The sequence below is a fragment of the Clostridium sp. 16K-1-R1 genome (assembly GCF_023921145.1).
Classification (GTDB): Bacteria; Bacillota; Clostridia; order Clostridiales; family Clostridiaceae; genus Sarcina; species Sarcina perfringens.
This window is the reverse complement of record NZ_CP046515.1, coordinates 1,881,046-1,899,118: the sequence shown is the minus strand read 5'-3', so window position 1 is coordinate 1,899,118 and position 18,073 is coordinate 1,881,046. Positions and strand designations below refer to the sequence as shown.

The 18,073-nt window shown below is 29.0% G+C and carries 14 protein-coding genes, 2 pseudogenes and 1 riboswitch; of the genes and pseudogenes, 10 read left to right on the top strand and 6 right to left on the bottom strand.

Translation table 11 applies throughout. The features are described from left to right. Positions 1-102: 102 nt before the first annotated feature. The 3 genes and pseudogenes from GOM42_RS08235 to GOM42_RS15720 all read right to left on the bottom strand — a co-directional run. On the bottom strand, positions 103-1,080 hold the full coding sequence (locus GOM42_RS08235; RefSeq protein WP_252597643.1) for a P1 family peptidase: 978 nt from the start codon (positions 1,078-1,080) through the stop codon (positions 103-105). 204 nt (positions 1,081-1,284) lie between these two features. Continuing rightward, positions 1,285-1,590: pseudogene (locus GOM42_RS15725) on the bottom strand (ECF transporter S component); the annotation flags it as partial. 48 nt (positions 1,591-1,638) lie between these two features. Beyond that, positions 1,639-2,037, bottom strand: a pseudogene (locus GOM42_RS15720) (ECF transporter S component); the annotation flags it as partial. 321 nt (positions 2,038-2,358) lie between these two features. Here GOM42_RS15720 and GOM42_RS08225 point away from each other — a divergent pair. Together GOM42_RS08225 and GOM42_RS08220 are read left to right on the top strand one after the other, a co-directional pair. Beyond that, positions 2,359-3,015, top strand: coding sequence for an HDIG domain-containing metalloprotein (locus GOM42_RS08225; protein ID WP_061415700.1), 657 nt, complete (start codon positions 2,359-2,361; stop codon positions 3,013-3,015). Positions 3,016-3,154: 139 nt separating this feature from the next. Beyond that, positions 3,155-3,253, top strand: a riboswitch (glycine riboswitch). Between the two features lie 68 nt (positions 3,254-3,321). Beyond that, complete coding sequence (locus GOM42_RS08220) at positions 3,322-4,710, top strand: sodium:alanine symporter family protein (protein WP_061415698.1); 1,389 nt, start codon at positions 3,322-3,324, stop codon at positions 4,708-4,710. A gap of 43 nt (positions 4,711-4,753) precedes the next feature. On the opposite strand, the gene GOM42_RS08215 is transcribed toward GOM42_RS08220, so the two are convergent. Further along, positions 4,754-5,482, bottom strand: coding sequence for a lysophospholipid acyltransferase family protein (locus tag GOM42_RS08215; RefSeq protein ID WP_003469077.1), 729 nt, complete (start codon positions 5,480-5,482; stop codon positions 4,754-4,756). Positions 5,483-5,723: 241 nt separating this feature from the next. Here GOM42_RS08215 and GOM42_RS08210 point away from each other — a divergent pair, with 241 nt between their 5' ends. The 7 genes from GOM42_RS08210 (at position 5,724) to GOM42_RS08180 (ending at position 13,546) form a co-directional block, all read left to right on the top strand. Then, a complete protein-coding gene (locus GOM42_RS08210; RefSeq protein WP_011010437.1) occupies positions 5,724-6,563 on the top strand; it encodes a homocysteine S-methyltransferase family protein in 840 nt (279 codons plus the stop codon). Positions 6,564-6,601: 38 nt separating this feature from the next. Then, complete coding sequence (locus GOM42_RS08205) at positions 6,602-7,183, top strand: GNAT family N-acetyltransferase (protein ID WP_003457276.1); 582 nt, start codon at positions 6,602-6,604, stop codon at positions 7,181-7,183. Between the two features lie 108 nt (positions 7,184-7,291). After that, positions 7,292-9,871 carry a glycoside hydrolase family 38 C-terminal domain-containing protein gene (locus GOM42_RS08200; RefSeq protein ID WP_025648554.1) on the top strand — a complete coding sequence of 860 codons (2,580 nt, stop codon included), beginning with the start codon at positions 7,292-7,294 and terminating at the stop codon, positions 9,869-9,871. A 379-nt stretch (positions 9,872-10,250) separates the two neighbouring features. Further along, positions 10,251-10,688: an ACT domain-containing protein gene (locus tag GOM42_RS08195; RefSeq protein ID WP_003454663.1), complete on the top strand. Its 438-nt coding sequence runs from the start codon at positions 10,251-10,253 to the stop codon at positions 10,686-10,688. A gap of 172 nt (positions 10,689-10,860) precedes the next feature. After that, positions 10,861-12,006, top strand: a complete 1,146-nt coding sequence (locus GOM42_RS08190; RefSeq protein WP_110077156.1) for a cysteine desulfurase family protein — start codon at positions 10,861-10,863, stop codon at positions 12,004-12,006. Beyond that, positions 12,003-13,160, top strand: a complete 1,158-nt coding sequence (gene thiI / locus GOM42_RS08185) for a tRNA uracil 4-sulfurtransferase ThiI (protein WP_003457167.1) — start codon at positions 12,003-12,005, stop codon at positions 13,158-13,160. Before GOM42_RS08190 ends, thiI begins: the two co-directional genes overlap by 4 nt. Positions 13,161-13,288: 128 nt before the next feature. Beyond that, a complete protein-coding gene (locus GOM42_RS08180; protein WP_003457288.1) occupies positions 13,289-13,546 on the top strand; it encodes a DUF1653 domain-containing protein in 258 nt (85 codons plus the stop codon). Positions 13,547-13,865: 319 nt separating this feature from the next. On the opposite strand, the gene GOM42_RS08175 is transcribed toward GOM42_RS08180, so the two are convergent. Together GOM42_RS08175 and rsxC are read right to left on the bottom strand one after the other, a co-directional pair. After that, complete coding sequence (locus GOM42_RS08175) at positions 13,866-14,846, bottom strand: RnfABCDGE type electron transport complex subunit D (RefSeq protein ID WP_025648555.1); 981 nt, start codon at positions 14,844-14,846, stop codon at positions 13,866-13,868. Between the two features lie 13 nt (positions 14,847-14,859). After that, positions 14,860-16,170, bottom strand: coding sequence for an electron transport complex subunit RsxC (gene rsxC, locus GOM42_RS08170; protein WP_096071500.1), 1,311 nt, complete (start codon positions 16,168-16,170; stop codon positions 14,860-14,862). Positions 16,171-16,432: 262 nt separating this feature from the next. Here rsxC and GOM42_RS08165 point away from each other — a divergent pair, with 262 nt between their 5' ends. Next, the gene (locus tag GOM42_RS08165) at positions 16,433-18,004 is read left to right on the top strand and encodes a ClC family H(+)/Cl(-) exchange transporter (protein ID WP_110077154.1); all 1,572 of its coding nucleotides are present in this window, start codon (positions 16,433-16,435) and stop codon (positions 18,002-18,004) included. Positions 18,005-18,073 lie beyond the last annotated feature (69 nt).

The window sequence follows — 18,073 nt, the reverse complement described above, 5'->3', positions numbered from 1 at the left end:
GTATAAAATTACAAGTAGAATTGATTTATCTTATGAAAGTAAAATTAAACATATCTTTGAAAAAAGCTCAAACAGAATTATTATCTGTTTGAGCTTTTTAATTTATACATTAAATTTTAAATCTTTATGTGATAAGAATCCATATGAAGAATCAGCTTCTTTAACAGCCTTTATAATAGCTTTCTCCATAACTTGAGCAGCTAAAAGACCAACTACATTTATATCTGCCTTAACTTTATTTGATGAAAGAGTAAATATTGTATCACCATCAAACATAGTGTGAGAAGGGCGAATGGTTCTTCCAAAACCATTTTGAGCCATAGATGCAATTTTATTAGCTTGAGCTTTATTAAAATCACCATTAGTCACTATGCACCCAATAGTAGTATTTCCTTTAAAAACATTTTTAGGATTAGAATAATTAGCTAATAAGCTTTCTTCTATGTTTATAAAGGAATTCCTATCTTGGCTTAATCCACCAGCTATTATTTTATTGTTATTATTAGGATCAACAATATCACCTAGGCTATTAACTCCTACAATAGCTCCTACCTTTAAATCTCCAACTTGCACTGCATAGCTTCCAAAACCACCTTTCATAGCAAGTTTTTGATTTAAGGCTTTACCTACTGTGGCACCTGTTCCACAACCTATATTACCGTTTTTTGAGTCAAGATAGGTTTCAGAATTTTTACAGGCTTCTAAACCCATTTCCTTATTAGGTCTTATTTTAGGATTACCACAGGTTAAGTCAAATAAAACAGCACCACATACTATAGGAACTTTAGCCACTCCTACGTCAAATCCAACATTTTTATTTTCTAGATATTCCATAACCCCTGAGCAGGAATCAAGTCCAAAGGCAGATCCACCAGATAATACTACAGCATGAACTTTATCAACCATTTCCATAGGATTTAATAAATCAGTTTCTCTAGTTCCAGGAGCACCACCGCGAATATCAACTCCTCCAGAAGCACCTTCTTCACATAGTAATACTGTACATCCTGTAGCACCTTCAAAGTCTTGAGCGTGGCCTAGTTTAAAACCATCTATATCTGTAATCTTTATTTCAAACATTATAATATACACCTCCATTAAATTGTTTTATATGATTTAGATTTTATATTTTAAGAATAATACTCTATTTTATATAATTAATAATTTACAGAATTTAAAATTAATATAAAGTTTAAAAAATTTAAACCTTTACTAATAACTTAATAAAGTTTTAGCGTATAACTTTAAGTAAGCTATACGCTAAAATATATTTATAATCTTAAATTATCTTAAAATTTTTCTAACTCCTAATATAACAGGAATTGATATTAAGGATGATATAAATGCCTCAGGAATTCCATTTGTAACTCCTATTCCTGCTAAAGTTAATTTTGCAGCATGTTCAGATATTCCTAGGGCAGAAGCATATCTCTCTAAATAAAAAACATATGTTAAGCCAAGTACACCTATGGTATTTGTTAAGGTTCCAATTACGGAAGCTGTACCTATAGATAGGGCTTCTTCTTTATTTTTATGTTTAAATTTAAACATGATAATCATACTTGCTAAAAAGAATAAAACACCGATTATAGCTGATATAGTTAAAGAATCTGTTAAAGCTTCAGAACTTACAAATAGAAGAACTCCAAGAATAAGAGAACTTATAATTGATGTAGCTTTTAAATTCTTTTTAGATCCTTTAATCATAGATGCATATACATAGTAACTTACCACACCTATAAGAATTCTAGGAACTAAAGCTATAATAGGATTCCAGAACATAAAGCTAGTTGGCATTGGTGCCGTAAAAGCTTGATACATAGAAAATAATCCAAAAACTAGTCCTATTAATCCTCCTACAATAGGACCTTCAATAATAGCTCCTATTATAACAGGAATATGCATAATAGTAGCCTTAACAGGTGGAATATTTATAAATCCTAATCCTGTTAATCCTAGAAATATTGATATACCAGATAGCATACCAATAACTACTAGTTTTCTTGTTTTTTGTCTAGTTTGATAGACTGCATTCATTGACTCTCCTCCGTTCTTATTCCCAGTGGGATATAATTCGGTTGTTAAATTTTTAACCGTATAAAATAGTTCAGCTTCTAATATAGAATACCGACAGTGATATTTTAACATTAACTTTTTAAGTAATTCAATATAAAAAGGAAATTTTGTGCAAATTTATAAATGCCATAAAAGGTAGAATGGCTTACTTACAGGGATTAAAAGCATAAAGTAGTAATTTTCTGACAATTAATAAAAGAATGAATTTAAATTATTGGTGGTAAAATATAATTAAGTTAAATTAAAAATAAATTTTAATTATTGGAAGTTAGGAGTTTATATATGAAGGATAAAGAATTATTTGAAATTTTAGAAAAGCATATTTTAGAAGATAAGAATCCATCAGAATTTTTAAATTCTTTAAAGGAAAAGAAACTTTTAGAAGGCTCCTTTTTGGAAATATTAAGGGATTTAGAAGAGGTTAAGCAGGAGAAAAAACATCACCCAGAAGGAAATGTATGGATTCATACAATGCAAGTTTTAGATGAAGCAGCTAGTTTAAGAAATTTTGCTAATAATAAAAGAGAATTCATGTGGGCAGCTTTACTTCACGACATTGGAAAGAGAGATACTACTAAAATGAGAAAGGGGAGATGGACTGCTTACGATCATGATAGGGAAGGTGCAAAACTTTCAAAAGAAATATTAGAAGAGGTTACAGATGAAGGGGAGTTTATAAGTGAAGTAAGTAATTTAATTAGATATCATATGTCTTATCTTTATATAGATAAAAATTTACCTTTTGTAAAACCAGAAGATATGGTTAAAAGTTCAGATCTTCATGATATAGCTTTATTGACTTATTGTGATAGAATTGGAAGAGGGAAAAAGACTTTAGAAGATAAGAGTAAAATCTTAGATTCAATAAATGATTTTATAGTTAAAATTAATGAGAAAACTAATAAGAATTATGAGAAATTATATGTTTTGGGAAAATAAGTAATTGATTTTTATAATAATTACTTATATAATGTCTATTATAAATTAAAATTCAATATGTTCGGATGAAGGTAATGGGAGAGTGATATTTTAAATATCCACCGAAGAGGGAAATCTTTCAGGTATTAGGACCGTTACTGGACGAGCCTCTGGAGAGACTCTTTTAAAAAAGAGCACCGAAGGAGCAAGGTCAAATTTTTTGACTGAAACTCTCAGGTAAAAGGACAGAGGATAAGGTTAGTTACTTAAATTTTTTAAGTATCCTTATTCTCCTCCGCAAATTTAAATTTAAGGAGGATTTTTTTTATGGAAAACTTATTAAATCAAATCGACAATTTAGTATGGGGAGTGCCACTTCTTGTGCTGCTTGTAGGAACAGGAATATACCTGACTATAAGACTAAAACTATTACAAATCTTAAAATTACCATTAGCTTTAAAGTATGTATTTAAAAAAGATGAGGAATCTTCTTGTGAGGATGCAGAAGGGGATGTTTCAAGTTTTGGAGCCTTATGTACAGCCCTTTCAGCTACTATAGGTACTGGAAACATAGTTGGTGTTGCCACTGCTATAAAGGCAGGTGGACCAGGAGCATTATTTTGGATGTGGGTAGCTGCTTTCTTTGGAATGGCAACTAAATATGCAGAAGGTGTACTTGCTATAAAGTATAGGGTTGTAGATGAAAATGGTCAAATGGCTGGTGGACCAATGTACTATATAAAAAATGGACTTGGTTTAAATTGGCTAGCTAATATTTTTGCTTTCTTTGGAATTGGTGTGGCTTTATTAGGAATAGGAACTTTTGGACAAGTTAAGTCCATAACTGATGCAGCAAGTATTACATTTAATGTTCCTACAATTATTACAGCAGGAGTAGTAACTTTATTAGTGGCTTTAGTAATTTTAGGTGGAATAAAAAGAATATCTAGCGTATCAGAAAAGGTAGTTCCTTTAATGGCAGGACTTTATATATTAGGAGTTTTAATTGTTATAGCTTTTAATTTAGATAAGGTTCCACATGCAGTATCAATAATTATTGAAAGTGCCTTTAATCCTAAGGCTGCTTTAGGCGGAGCTGTAGGAGTTAGCATAATAACTGTAATGAAAAGTGGAATAGCTAGAGGGGTTTTCTCTAATGAAGCTGGTCTTGGAAGTGCTCCAATAGCAGCGGCGGCAGCTAAGACTAAGTCTCCAGTTAAGCAAGGACTTATTTCAATGACAGGTACATTCTTTGATACAATTCTTATTTGTACAATGACAGGTATAGTAATAATTCTTACTGGTGCTTATAGTGGAAGTTTAGAAGGAGCAGCACTTACAACACAGGCTTTTGAAATAGGTCTTCCTATAAGTAATATAGGAACATATATAGTTAATATAGGACTTATGTTCTTTGCATTTACTACAATATTAGGATGGAACTATTATGGAGAAAGATGTATTGAGTACTTATTTGGAATAAAAGCTATAAAACCATATAGAATTTTATATATAATTTTAGTTGCTATAGGATCATTCTTACCATTAACATTAATATTTATAATTGCAGATATTGTTAATGGATTAATGGCAATTCCAAACCTTGTAGGTATTATTGGATTAAGAAAAGTAGTAATAGAAGAAACAGAGGAATTCTTTAGGGAAAAAGCTTTAAGTGAAGAGAGTGCAGAATTAGAAGGAACTGTTTTAAATTAATATAAATAAAAAATCCATGAGTAAAATTTACTCATGGATTTTTTTATCTTCCTTCATTAGGAAGTTTACTTCTAACTATATTTTCAACTTTTTCAGGAAGCTCTGTAATTTCTTCCTTTGTAAGTTTATCAGTGTAAACTGGTGGATGAATATAAAGATTTACTTTACCAGGTTTTATGAAATAATGATTTCCTTCCATTATTTTATATGTTCCATCAATTGTAAGAGGAACTATAGGAACCTTTGGTTTAGTAGCTAATTTAAAACTACCAGCTTTAAATTCTCCCATTTTACTACATTGACTTCTTGTTCCTTCAGGAAAAACAACCATTGAATATCCTTCTTTTAATTGTTTAATTCCTTGTATAATACCTGCCATAGCTTTTTTAGGATGTTCCCTGTCAATAAATATAGCCTTTGAAAGTATTATCCAATCTTTTAATATAGGCATTTTTTCAAGTTCTTTTTTTGCTATGAATCCCTTTGGTCTATCAATAGAGTACATGATTACAGGAATATCCATATTACTTTGATGGTTACAAACAAAAAGAACAGGTCCATCAGGAATATTCTCTAAACCTTCAACATTAACTTCTATTCCAGCATCCTTAAGAAAAGTATGAGCTATTCTTCTACTGCATTGATATATGTATTCATCTCTTTCCTCAAGCTTGCCTTCCTCTTCCATTTTATTTATTTTTTTTATATCAGATAAGGATTTTATTAATGTCCAGGCATATCCTTTTCCATACCAATATATAGATCTAAACATATATTTCGCCCCTTTAATATTACTAGTACTAAGTAATATTATAACAGTTTTTAAAAAATATCAAATATGGAATTTATTTTGTGGAGAGCAATAATAAAAAAGTATAGATATTTACTATTTCTTTCTTATAGAATATAATTTATCAAAATACAGTTATTTTATTTGAGATAATTTAAATAAAAAATAAAGCAGAATAACTTATTTTAGAATATAAATTACTTTGATTGGAGAATACATTAAGATGAAAAATTTAAATTTGAAAAATGGAGTAATAATAGCAGATGGAGCTATGGGAACTAGAATAATGGAATTAGGAGTAAATTTAAAAGAGACTCCATCAGAACTTTTAAATATTAAAAAGCCTGAATTAATAGAAAAAATTCATAGAGAGTATATAGAATCTGGAGCTAACTTAATACTTTCAAACACATTTATGTGTAATATTATAAATGCAAAAAGGAATAATTATAATTTAGAGGAAATTATAGAGGCAGGAATTAGTATTGCTAAAAAAGCATGTGGATATCATGGCTTAGTTGCTTTAGATATAGGCCCCCTTTCATATTATATAGAAGAAAATGATTCTTCTTTTAAAGAAATTGTTTATGAAAATACTGAAAGAATAATTAATGCTTCAAAAGATAAATTTGATTTAGTTATTTTTGAAACCTTAGGAAGTTTAAAAGAAGGTGAATTTGCAGTTAAAAAAGCAAAAACTTTAACAGATAAAAAGGTTATATGTTCTTTTACTTTAGCTTATAAAAAGGATATTCCTAATTTCATAAAAAATATGGTTTCAACTTTAGAGCCTTTAGGAGTAGATGCCTTAGGAATAAATTGTACAGGGTACGAAGAAATACTAATGGCCTTAGATATACTTAAGGAAAATACAAATCTTCCTATAATGATAAAGGCTAATTTAGGAATACCAAAAAAAGTAGGGGAAGAGCTTGTATATGATAAGACTTTAGAAGAATTTAAAAATTTATCTAAAAGAGCCCTTGAAAAGGGAGTTAATATAATAGGAGGATGTTGTGGAACAACTCCAGAATATATAAGAGCTATTTGTAATTTGAAATAGAGTATAAAAGAATAATGGTATAATAAGGGGATATAATTATGGGTGAAAATAAGAGGGAAAAAGTTTTTTTAGAGTTTCCTATTATTGAGACTGAAAGATTTATACTTAAAGAAATAGAAGAAAAGCATAGGAATCATTTCATTAGTTTATTTTCAGATGAGGATATAATGAAATATTCAGGAACAGAAGTTTATGATCCTGAAAAACAAGTTGAATTTTATTTTAAAAAGGTTAAGTTAATGTACAAGGAGAAAAAGGGAATAAGGTGGGCTATAATAAATAAAGAAAGCAAAGCATTTATTGGAGATATAGGTCTTTATAATATAGATTTTTATTCTAATAATACTGAGATTGGTTACACTATAGAAAAGAATTTTTGGAGAAAGGGAGTTGCTTCAGAGTGTATTAAAGCTATAGAAAACTTTGCATTTGAAACTTTAGATATGAATAGAATTATAGCCATGATTGATAGTAATAATATTTCATCAATTAAACTATCAGAGAAGTTAGGATTTCATAGGGATGGAATTTTAAGAGAGCATTATTATAACAAGAGTAAAGATGAATATATTAATATATGTGTTTATTCACTAATAAAAAGTGATATTAAAGTTAAATAATCTATAAAAAGTCCACTAAACATATAAGATTGAAAATTGAATGAATGCTTTGTAAACGTATATAATCTAGGTATAGGTTAATGAACTTTAGATAAGGAGAGGTTAGGCATGAAAAAAGTACATGTAGTTTCCCATAGTCACTGGGATAGAGAATGGTATATACCATTTCAAAAACATAGAGTTAAATTAGTAGATTTTATGGATTCATTAATAGATACTTTAGAGAATAATGAGCATTTTAAATATTTTCACTTAGATGGACAAACTATAGCTTTAGATGATTATTTAGAAATAAAGCCATATATGTTTCATAGATTAAAGAAACTTATAGAAGAGGGAAGACTTCATGTAGGACCATGGTATGTTCTTCAAGATGAATATTTAATAAGTGCAGAAGCAAATGTAAGAAATATGCTTTTAGGAATGAGATTTGCAAAAAGATTTGGAAACCCAGTAAAAATAGGTTATTTCCCAGATTCCTTTGGTAACATATCTCAAGCGCCTCAAATATTAAGAGGATTTGGAATAGATAATGCAGTATTCGGTAGAGGAATAACTCCAATAGCTTTTGATAATCAAAAGGTTGAAGAAGCAGGAGAAAATGAATATCACTCAGAGGTATTATGGAAATCACCAGATGGATCAGAAGTTTTAGGAATACTTATGGCTAACTGGTATAGTAATGGTAATGAAATTCCAGCAGATAAAAAAGAAGCTATTGAATTCTTAAATGATAGAGTTAATAAAGCAGATATGTATGCTACAACAAATCAAATACTATTAATGAATGGATGTGATCATCAACCAGTTCAAACAAATGTTGGTGACATAATAGATAATGTAAAAGAAGATGTTGATTTTGAATTAGTTCATAGTAATTTAGTTCAATATATAGAAGATGTTAAGAAAGAAGTTAAAGACTTAAAAGAAGTTACAGGAGAATTAAATGGTCAATATACAGATGGCTGGTGGACTCTATGTAACACAGCTTCATCAAGACTTTACTTAAAGCAAATGAATAATAAGTCTCAAGTTCTTTTAGAAAGATATGTTGAGCCTTTAGGAGTTATGGCTTCATTAGAAGGAAAGAAATACGAAAGTGATTTCATACTTCAAGCATGGAAATACTTAATTCAAAACCATCCTCATGATTCAATCTGTGGATGTAGTATTGATGAAGTTCATCAAGATATGGTAACAAGATTTAAATCTAGTATGCAAATATCAGAGGAAATGATAGCTAGAAGTACTGAGCATATGTTAAATCTAGTAAATGGAACTACTACTGATAGAGAAAGTATTGTTGTATTTAATACATTAGGATGGGATAGAAGTGAAGTAGTAGAGGCTACAGTTGATGTAAATAAAGAATCAGGTATAGAAAACTTCAAGGTTGTTACAGAAAATGGAGAGGAAGTTCCATCAGTGGTTGAAGCCTTAGGAGAAACATTTAAATATACTCTTCCAAATAATAGATTTAGACAACCTGAGTATGTAAATAGATTTAAGGTTAAATTCTTAGCTAATAATATAAAAGCTTTAGGATTAAAATCATTTAAAATAGTTCCTTGTGAAAAGAGAGAAGAAAAAGAAGTTTCCAAAGATTTAACTTTTGAAAATAAATTCTTCTCATTAAAGTTCAATGAAAATGGTACATTTGATTTAATTCATAAAGGAACAAATAAAGAGTATAAGAATTTAAATGCCTTTGAAGATTGTGGAGATATAGGAGATGAATACATCTTTAGAGCTCCTGAGAAAGATTTAGTAGTAAATACTTTAGGAAATAAAGCTTCTATTAATGTATTAAAAGATAATGAAGTAGAAAAAGTAATAGAAGTTAAAAATACTTTAGAAGTACCAGTAAAAGCTATTAAGAAAGAAAGTAGAAGAGTAGAAGAAATGACTGAAATTAAGTTAGTTTCTACTATAATCTTAAGTGAAGTTTCTAAGAGAGTTGATGTTAAAGTTGAAATAGAAAATACTGCAAAGGATCATAGAGTAAGAGCATTATTCCCAACTGGAATAGAAGCAAGCACTCATTTTGCAGAGGGACATTTTGATGTTATAGAAAGAGAAACAACTCCATGGGAAGGATGGCAAAATCCATCTAACTGTCAAAAACAAACAAATTTTGTTGATGTAAATGACGGAAAAGTTGGACTTATGATTTCTAACATGGGATTACCTGAATATGAGGTATTAAGAGATGGTGAAAATACTATAGCTTTAACAATATTAAGATCTGTTGGAGAGTTAGGAGATTGGGGAGTATTTAAAACACCAGAGGCTCAATGTTTAGGAAAGAATGTTGCTGAATACTCAATAATAGCTCATGAAGGAGATTATACTGGAGAAAGAGCTTACGAAGAAGCATATAACTTAAATACTCCAATGTTAGCACTTCAAGGAGATTTCAAAGCAGAGGATTCTTTAGTTTCAATTAAGGGAGAAAATTTAGTTTTATCAGCCTTTAAGAAAGCTGAAGAGGGTGATTCTATAATAGTAAGAATATTTAACATTTCTGATAAGGAAGAAAACTTCCAAATAAAAGTTAATAGAGATGTTAAAGAAATAAATGAAGTTAACTTAAATGAAGAACTTATAGAAAAACTAGAAGTAAAAGAAAATGCTATTAATGGAATTATTTCAAAGAAACAAATAAAAACTTTTGAAATAGTGCTTTAATAAGGAAGTAATAAGAGGATATATCTTTTGATATGTCCTCTTTATTAATTTCATGTGTCTTTTATTAGAGAACAGTTGTATTTTAAAATGTAGGGTGATATACTTTAGGTGTGTATATGATTAAAGATTAAAACCTTGATTTTATCATATATAGAATATTTAAAAATTATATCTAATTATATAAAGTAAATAGAATAAAAATATTTTAATTAATATTTTTATTTTAGTGTTAAAGTATTTTTAAATTTAATTTATAAATGATGTTTTTTATTGAAAATATTAATTATAGGTGGTATTTTAATAAGTAGCGAATAAAAGAGGGCTATTATTTTACTTGGATTTTGGATATTTTATAGATGTAAAGAGGTGAATAGTTCCAATGGAAGGAAATTTATTAGTTATAGATAAAAGAGTATTACCAGAAGTTTTTGAAAAGGTAATAAACGCTAAAAGACTTTTAAAAGAAGGAAAAGTTAAGGAGATAACAGAAGCTGCAAAGCAAGCTGGTATTAGTAGAAGTGTTTATTATAAGTATAAAGACTATATATTTGAATTTGCAGAAACCCTTCAAGGTAGAAAAGTTATATTTAATATGGTTGTTACTCATGAAAAGGGAGTTTTATCATCTGTTTTAAATATATTATCAGATGTTGGGGGAAATATACTTACAATAGATCAAGGGCTACCTATACATGGATTAGCTCATGTAAGTTTCACAATAGACATATCAACAATGAAGTGTGATATAAAGGAAATGTTAAATGAAATAGAATTAGTTCATGGTGTTGAAAAGGTAGAATTTGTTGCCATGGAATAGAAAAATTCCTAACTTAGAATAATCTAAGTTGGGAATTTTTTTGAAATTTATGTATTTGGTAGAAAATGTTTTTGATAAGGATAATTATTATGGTTTAATAATTAATATGATATAAGAAATGTGTATATATAATTATGTATATAGAAATTATATAAGTATAAGGAGGGTGAAGATGGAAGTTTATTTTGATAATAGTGCTACTACTAAGCCTTTAAAGGAAGTTAGAGATGAAGTTTATTATGCTATGGATGAATTCTGGGGTAATCCATCATCTTTACATAAATTAGGGGTAAAGATGCAAAGAAAGATTGAAGAGCTTCAAGAGAGGATTGCAAAAAAAATAAATGCTTCTAAGGAAGAAATAATTTTTACTTCAGGAGGAAGTGAAAGCAATAATATGATTATTAAAGGATTAGTTGGAGAAAATAATCATATTATAACTACAACCTTTGAACATTCTAGTGTTTTAAATACTTATAGGGAATTAGAAAAGCAAGGTGTAAGTGTAACATATTTAAAGGTTAATAATAAAGGATTTATAGATTTAAAAGAATTAGAAGAGGCAATAAATAAAAATACGGTTTTAGTATCTATAATGCAGGTTAACAATGAAGTGGGAAGCATACAAAAGATTAAGGAAATAGGAAGATTAATTAAAGAAAAAAGTAAAAGAGCAAAATTTCATGTAGATGGAGTACAGGGTTTTGGAAAATTTGAAATTGATGTTAAGGCATGTAATATAGATTTTTATTCTGTTTCAGCTCATAAGTTTCATGGACCAAAGGGAGTTGGATTCATGTATATGAGAAAGGGGTTAAATTTAAAATCCTTAATAACTGGTGGAGAACAACAAAGAGGACTAAGGGCAGGAACGGAAAATACTCCTTCGTATATGGGCATGGTAAAGGCTATGGATATTGCCTATGATTCTTTAGAAGATTCTTATAATCATGTAAAAAATCTTAAGGAGTATTTTATAGAAAAACTTTCTAAAATAGAAAATGTAGTAATAAATAGCCCTAGTAGTGAAGAATATAGTCCTTACATATTAAATGTTTCTTTTTTAGGAACTAGATCAGAGGTTTTACTTCACATCTTAGAGGAGGATAACATATTTGTTTCAACAGGGTCAGCTTGTTCTTCAAAAACTGCTGTAGCCAAGGGAAGTTATGTATTAAATGCTATGGGATTAGAACCAAAGTGCATTCAAGGGGCTATAAGATTTAGCTTTTCTAAATATAACACTTTAGAAGAAGTTGATTACACCATAGCTTCACTAGAAAAAGCTTTAAAATTTTTAAGGAGAATAAAAATATGAATAATTTAATTTTAGTAAAATATGCCTCAGAAATATTTTTAAAGGGGCTTAATAAAAATAAGTTTGAGAGAAAATTAAAAGAAAATATAAGAAAAAAGTTAAAAGATATAGATCATGAATTTATAACAGATCAAAATAGATGGTTTATAAAATCAGAAGACTTAGATGGAGTTATTGAAAGGGTAAAAAAGGTTTTTGGAGTTAAAGAACTTTGCTTAGTTACTCAGGTTGAAGGGGACTTTGATTCAATAAAAGAAGAGGGATTAAAGAAAATTAAAGAAAGCAAAGCTAAGAGTTTCAAAGTAGAAACAAACAGAGCTAATAAAAAATTCCCGATGAATTCTATGGAAGTTTCAAGAGAGGTGGGGGGATATATCCTTTCAGAACTTGGGGATGAAATAGAAGTTAATATACATAATCCAGAGTGTAAGCTTTATGTAGAAATAAGAGGAAATGCTTATGTGTTTACTGATAAAGATAAAATAAAAGCTGTAGGAGGCTTACCATATGGAATGAACGGAAGTACTATGGTTATGTTATCAGGAGGAATTGACTCACCAGTAGCAGCTTATTTAATGGCTAGAAGAGGAGTTGAAACTCATTGTGTATATTATCATTCTCATCCATACACTTCAGAAAGAGCTAAGGATAAGGTTAAGGAATTAGCAAAAATAGTAGGAAGATACACAGAAAAAATAACTCTTTATGTGGTTCCTTTTACAGAAATACAAATGGATATAATAGAGAAGTGTAGAGAAGATGAATTAACAATAATAATGAGAAGATTCATGATGAGAGTGGCTTGTGAACTTTCTGAAAGAAAAAAAATACAGTCAATAACTACTGGAGAAAGTATAGGGCAAGTGGCATCTCAGACTATGGAAGGACTTATGGTAAGTAATGATGTTTCAGATAGACCAGTATTTAGACCTCTAATAGCTATGGATAAAGAGGATATAATGGATATAGCAAGAGATATAGATACTTATGAGACATCAATACTTCCATATGAAGATTGTTGTACAATATTTGTACCAAAACATCCAAAGACTAAGCCTAGAGTTAAGGATATGATAATAGCAGAAAGAAAGCTTGATATAGAAGCTTTAGTAAATAAGGCTATTGATGAAATGGAAACTTTCATATTTGAATAATTAGTTTTATATAAGCTTATTTATTGTATTTTAAAGAAACTAAATATAAAATAAAAGGGAATGTTTCAAAATAAGTTTTATTACTAAATTTTGATACAAACCCTTTTGTTTTTTTAGGAGGAGTTATTATGGATAGAAATATTGAAAAAAGTATAGGAAAAATATTTAGACATTTTAAAGGTGATCTTTACTTAGTAGAGGGAGTAGTTACTCATTCAGAAAGTGGAGAGAAGATGGTATTATATAGAGCTTTATATGGAGAGTGTGGCCAATTTGTAAGACCTTATGATATGTTTTTAGAAGAAGTTCCAAAGGAAAAAGAAAATCCTACAGGACAGAAATATAGATTTCAAGAATTTGAAGTTAAAAGCTTAAATAGAAAATAATAGTATTTATTAATAGGATCTTTAAATTCTATTTTAAATTAATAAAATTTTAAAATTAAAATAACGTAATAGCTCAGAAAGTATTTTAAAATCCTTCTGAGCTATCTTAATGAATAAGAGGTTACAGCAGATTAGCCATAACGAAAAATGAGTTTAGAGAAATTTAAAACCCTAAAATAATAACGCGTACATTTTAGAATATGGTTTTAAAGTAACTCTCTAAAGTAGAGAAATATTATATAGGAACAGCTGTATAGATTAAATAACCCTACAGTTAGTATTATTGTCAAATATATTAAGTTATATACAAATTTAAAAATTATTTTTCATTACCAAAGGCTTTAGGTTTAATATAATAATCAATAACAGGTACAAGTAAATTCATAAGAAGAATTGAATATGACACCCCTTCAGGATAACCACCAAATATTCTTATTAAAGTAGTTATAAGTCCACAGCCAAAGGCAAATATAATTTGTCCTTTCTTTGTTAGTGGAGAAGTTACATAATCAGTTGCCATGAAAAAGGCTCCTAAAAATAATCCACCTGTAAAGATTTCATAAATTCCATTTCCACTTAAAAAGCCATTTCTACCTATAACAGTAGTTAATATTAAAACTGTACCAATATAAACAAGGGGAATATGCCATGTTATTACTTTTCTATAAAGCAAGTATAAAGCACCAATTAGTATAGCTAGAGAAGAAACCTCTCCTATGCATCCTGCAATGTTTCCAAGAAAAGCATTGCTTAAAGGAGGAAGATTTCCTTGTCCATTTTTTAGTAAAGCTAATGGGGTAGCTGTAGTAACTCCATCTAATGTAAATATACTAATGCTTTCAGGCCAAGCTGCTAGTAGAAAAGCCCTAGCTGCTAAGGCTGGATTCATAAAATTACATCCTATACCACCAAAAATTTGCTTTACTAATACTATGGCAACAATTGAGCCAATACATGCCACCCAGAGAGGGGTATTAATAGGGAGATTTAAAGCAAGTAAAACTCCTGTAACAATAGCACTTAAATCCTTTATGGTGATTTCTTTTTTTGCTATTTTTTGAAAGGCGTATTCAGAAATTACAGCTGAGATTGCACAGGTTGCAATTATAAAAATTGCTCTTAATCCAAATACTAATACACCAACTAAAGAGGTTGGAATGAGAGCTATTAAAACATCTCTCATTATGCTCTGTGTTGATAATTTATCTTTTATGTGAGGAGATGAATCAACTAAAAGATTCTCGTCATTTATGTGGTTTAATATTAAGGATTCCATAGATTCTTGTTTTGTATCAACCATTTTTTTCACCCCTTTAATTTTTAGATTTATTTCTAAGAGATTTCTTAGCATTTCTAATATTATTTACTATAGAAATTTTTGCAGGACAGGAAAATGTACAGCAACCACATTCTAAACAATCCATTCCACCAAGGAATTCAAATTCATCTAATTTATCTTTTAAAGCAAGTTCATTTAATTTTTGAGGAATTAAATTCATTGGACATGAATTTAAACATTTTCCACATCTTATGCAATGACTATTAGGAAAATCATCAACTTTAGATAAGCATAAAATTCCAGAGGTACCTTTTGTAATAGGGAGATCTAAAGAATTTATAGAAGTTCCCATCATTGGCCCACCTAATATGATTTTATTTGGTTTATTTACAAATCCACCACAAAATTCAATTATATCCTTTACTGGTGTTCCAATTTTAACCCTTAAATTTTTAGGAAATCTTATGGAATCTCCAGTTACTGTTATAATTCTTTCTGTTAAAGGTAACCCATTTATTAAACTAGCATATAATTGATATATAGTAGATACATTAAAAACAATACATCCTATATCTAAAGGAAGCTTTCCAGAGGGAACTTGAAGTTTAGTTAAAGTATAAATTAAGTGTTTTTCAGAGCCTTGAGGATATTTACTTTTTAATGGCATTACCTTAATTTTATTATCTTCTCCTAAAATTCTTTTAAATTTATCTATGGCGTTTAATTTATTGTCTTCTATACCTATGTAGATTAATGCCTTAGGGAAAAGTTCTAAAAGGATTCTTAAGCCACCAATTATTTCTTCCGTATATTCTAGCATAACCCTATGATCACAGGTTAAATAGGGTTCACATTCAGCTGCATTTATAATTATATATTTAATTTCTTTATCCTCTTTAACATTAAGCTTTACATGGCAAGGAAAGGTAGCACCACCAAGGCCAACTATGCCATAGTCCTTTACTAACTTAACCACATCCTTTAGAGAAAGTTCACTAGAATACTTAAGATTTTCCCTTGGAGATTTTTCATATTTAGAATCATTTTCTATGATTATTGCCTGTGTAGTAGATCCATTTATAGATTGAATCTCTCTAATATCTTTTATAGTTCCAGATACACTAGAGTGAACAGGAGCAGAAATAAAGGCTGAAGAATCAGCTATTTTTTCATTTACTAAAACTTTTTGACCAACCTCTACTATAGGCTCACAGGGTGCTCCTATATGTTGAGAAAGTGGGAAAATCAACTCTTTTTTAGGTTTAAAAATCTCTATGCTTTTATCCTTAGTAAGTTCTTTATTATAAGGTAAATGAAGTCCTTTTTTAAAGGTAAAAAGACTCATGGATACACACCCTTTCATATAATCTTCATATTTTAATACTATGTATAAAATTTTTAAGAAATTACATATTTTTAATTAATAAGATTTTATATTAAGAAAATAAAATTATGTAAAACTATTGCTATAAGAAGAGTGTAAGGTTTACAATGAGATTTTTTGAAAAAATAATTTGAAATTGAAGTTTAATTAAATTTGAATCTGTAAAAACATAAGGGTATAATAAATATGTTAATAAAATGTTAAGTGTAAGGAGGGGAAATCTTTGAGTAATGAGAGTACGAAAAAAGTACTGTCACATAGAAAGGATTTAAGATTTAAATTAGTTCTAGAAGGTGCTGCCATAGGACTTTTATGTTCTTTAGTTTTAGTGCTAAATAGAATTATTGTTAATTACTTATTTCTACTTTTTAAAAAGCTTTATGCATGGGCAGCATTAAGTATAACTAATATGATTATAGTTTTAGTTATATTAGCTATTTTAGGAGCACTTGTTGGATTTATGGTTAGAAGAGAACCTATGATTTCAGGAAGTGGTATTCCTCAAGTTGAAGGAGAATTAATTGGTAAACTTAAAATGAATTGGCTAAAGATTTTAATTTATAAGTTCTTAGGAGGAGTAATTTCCTTAGGAGCTGGATTGTCTTTAGGTAGAGAAGGTCCATCAGTACAAATGGGAGCCGCTGTAGGAGAAGGATTTAGTAATGGTTTAAAAAGAATAAATATAGAGAAAAAATATTTAATAACCTCAGGTGCTTCAGCTGGTTTAGCAGCAGCATTTAATGCACCTTTATCAGGGGTAATATTTGCCCTAGAAGAGGTACATAAGAGTTTCTCACCTTTAGTTTTAGTTTCTGCAATGGCAGCATCCTTAGTATCTGATTTTGTTTCAAAACAATTTTTAGGAATGAATCCTAGTTTAGGAATAGAAAATGTTCCTGTATTACCTTTAAAGTATTACTGGGTATTAATAATATTAGGAGTAATTTTAGGTATAGGTGGTGCAATATTCTCAAAGGGAATTTTAAAAGTACAAAGTTTATATGGAAAGTTTAAAAATGTTCCTGTAGAAGTTAAGGTAATGATTCCTTTCTTATTAACAGGTATATTAGGTATTTTCGCACCAATAATACTAGGTGGTGGACATGAACTTATAATGGATTTAGCAACTAAGAGCTTTCCAATAAAGCTTCTTTTAGCTGTGCTTTTAGTTAAATTTTTATTAACTATTATAAGTTTTGGTGCAGGTACACCAGGTGGTATATTCTTCCCACTATTACTTTTAGGTGCAGTAGTAGGAAATATAGTTGGAATAGTAAGTTGTAATGCATTTGGAGTTCCAAATCAATATATAATAGATTTTATAATATTAGCTATGGCAGGTAACTTTGCTTCAATAGTAAAGGCACCTATTACAGGTATAATACTTATTACAGAGATGACTGGTTCTTTTGAACATATGCTAGCTTTATCTGTAGTTGTAATAATTTCCTATGTAACATCTGACTTACTAAAAAGTGAACCAATATATGAATCTTTATTAGAAAGATGGATAGAAAAGGTTGGTTCAGAAGTAGAAGAACCTTCTAATAATAAAACTCTACTAGAGGTTGGAGTAGAACTTGGTAGTGAAGCAGAAGGAAAAGAAATAAAGGATGTTAATTGGCCAGAAACAGCTCTTTTAGTTGCAATAAAAAGAGGAAATAACGAAATAATTCCTAAGGGATCTATTGAAATACAAAGTGGAGATTATTTAGTGGTTATGGTAGATGAGAGCAGAGCAAGCTCTGTCTTAGAAGAAATTCAATTCTTAACCTCTGCTAAAGAAGAAATTTAATTATACATATGAAAATATAATAATAAACTTTATAAAGATTTTATTATATAAGAATTAAAAAAAGACACG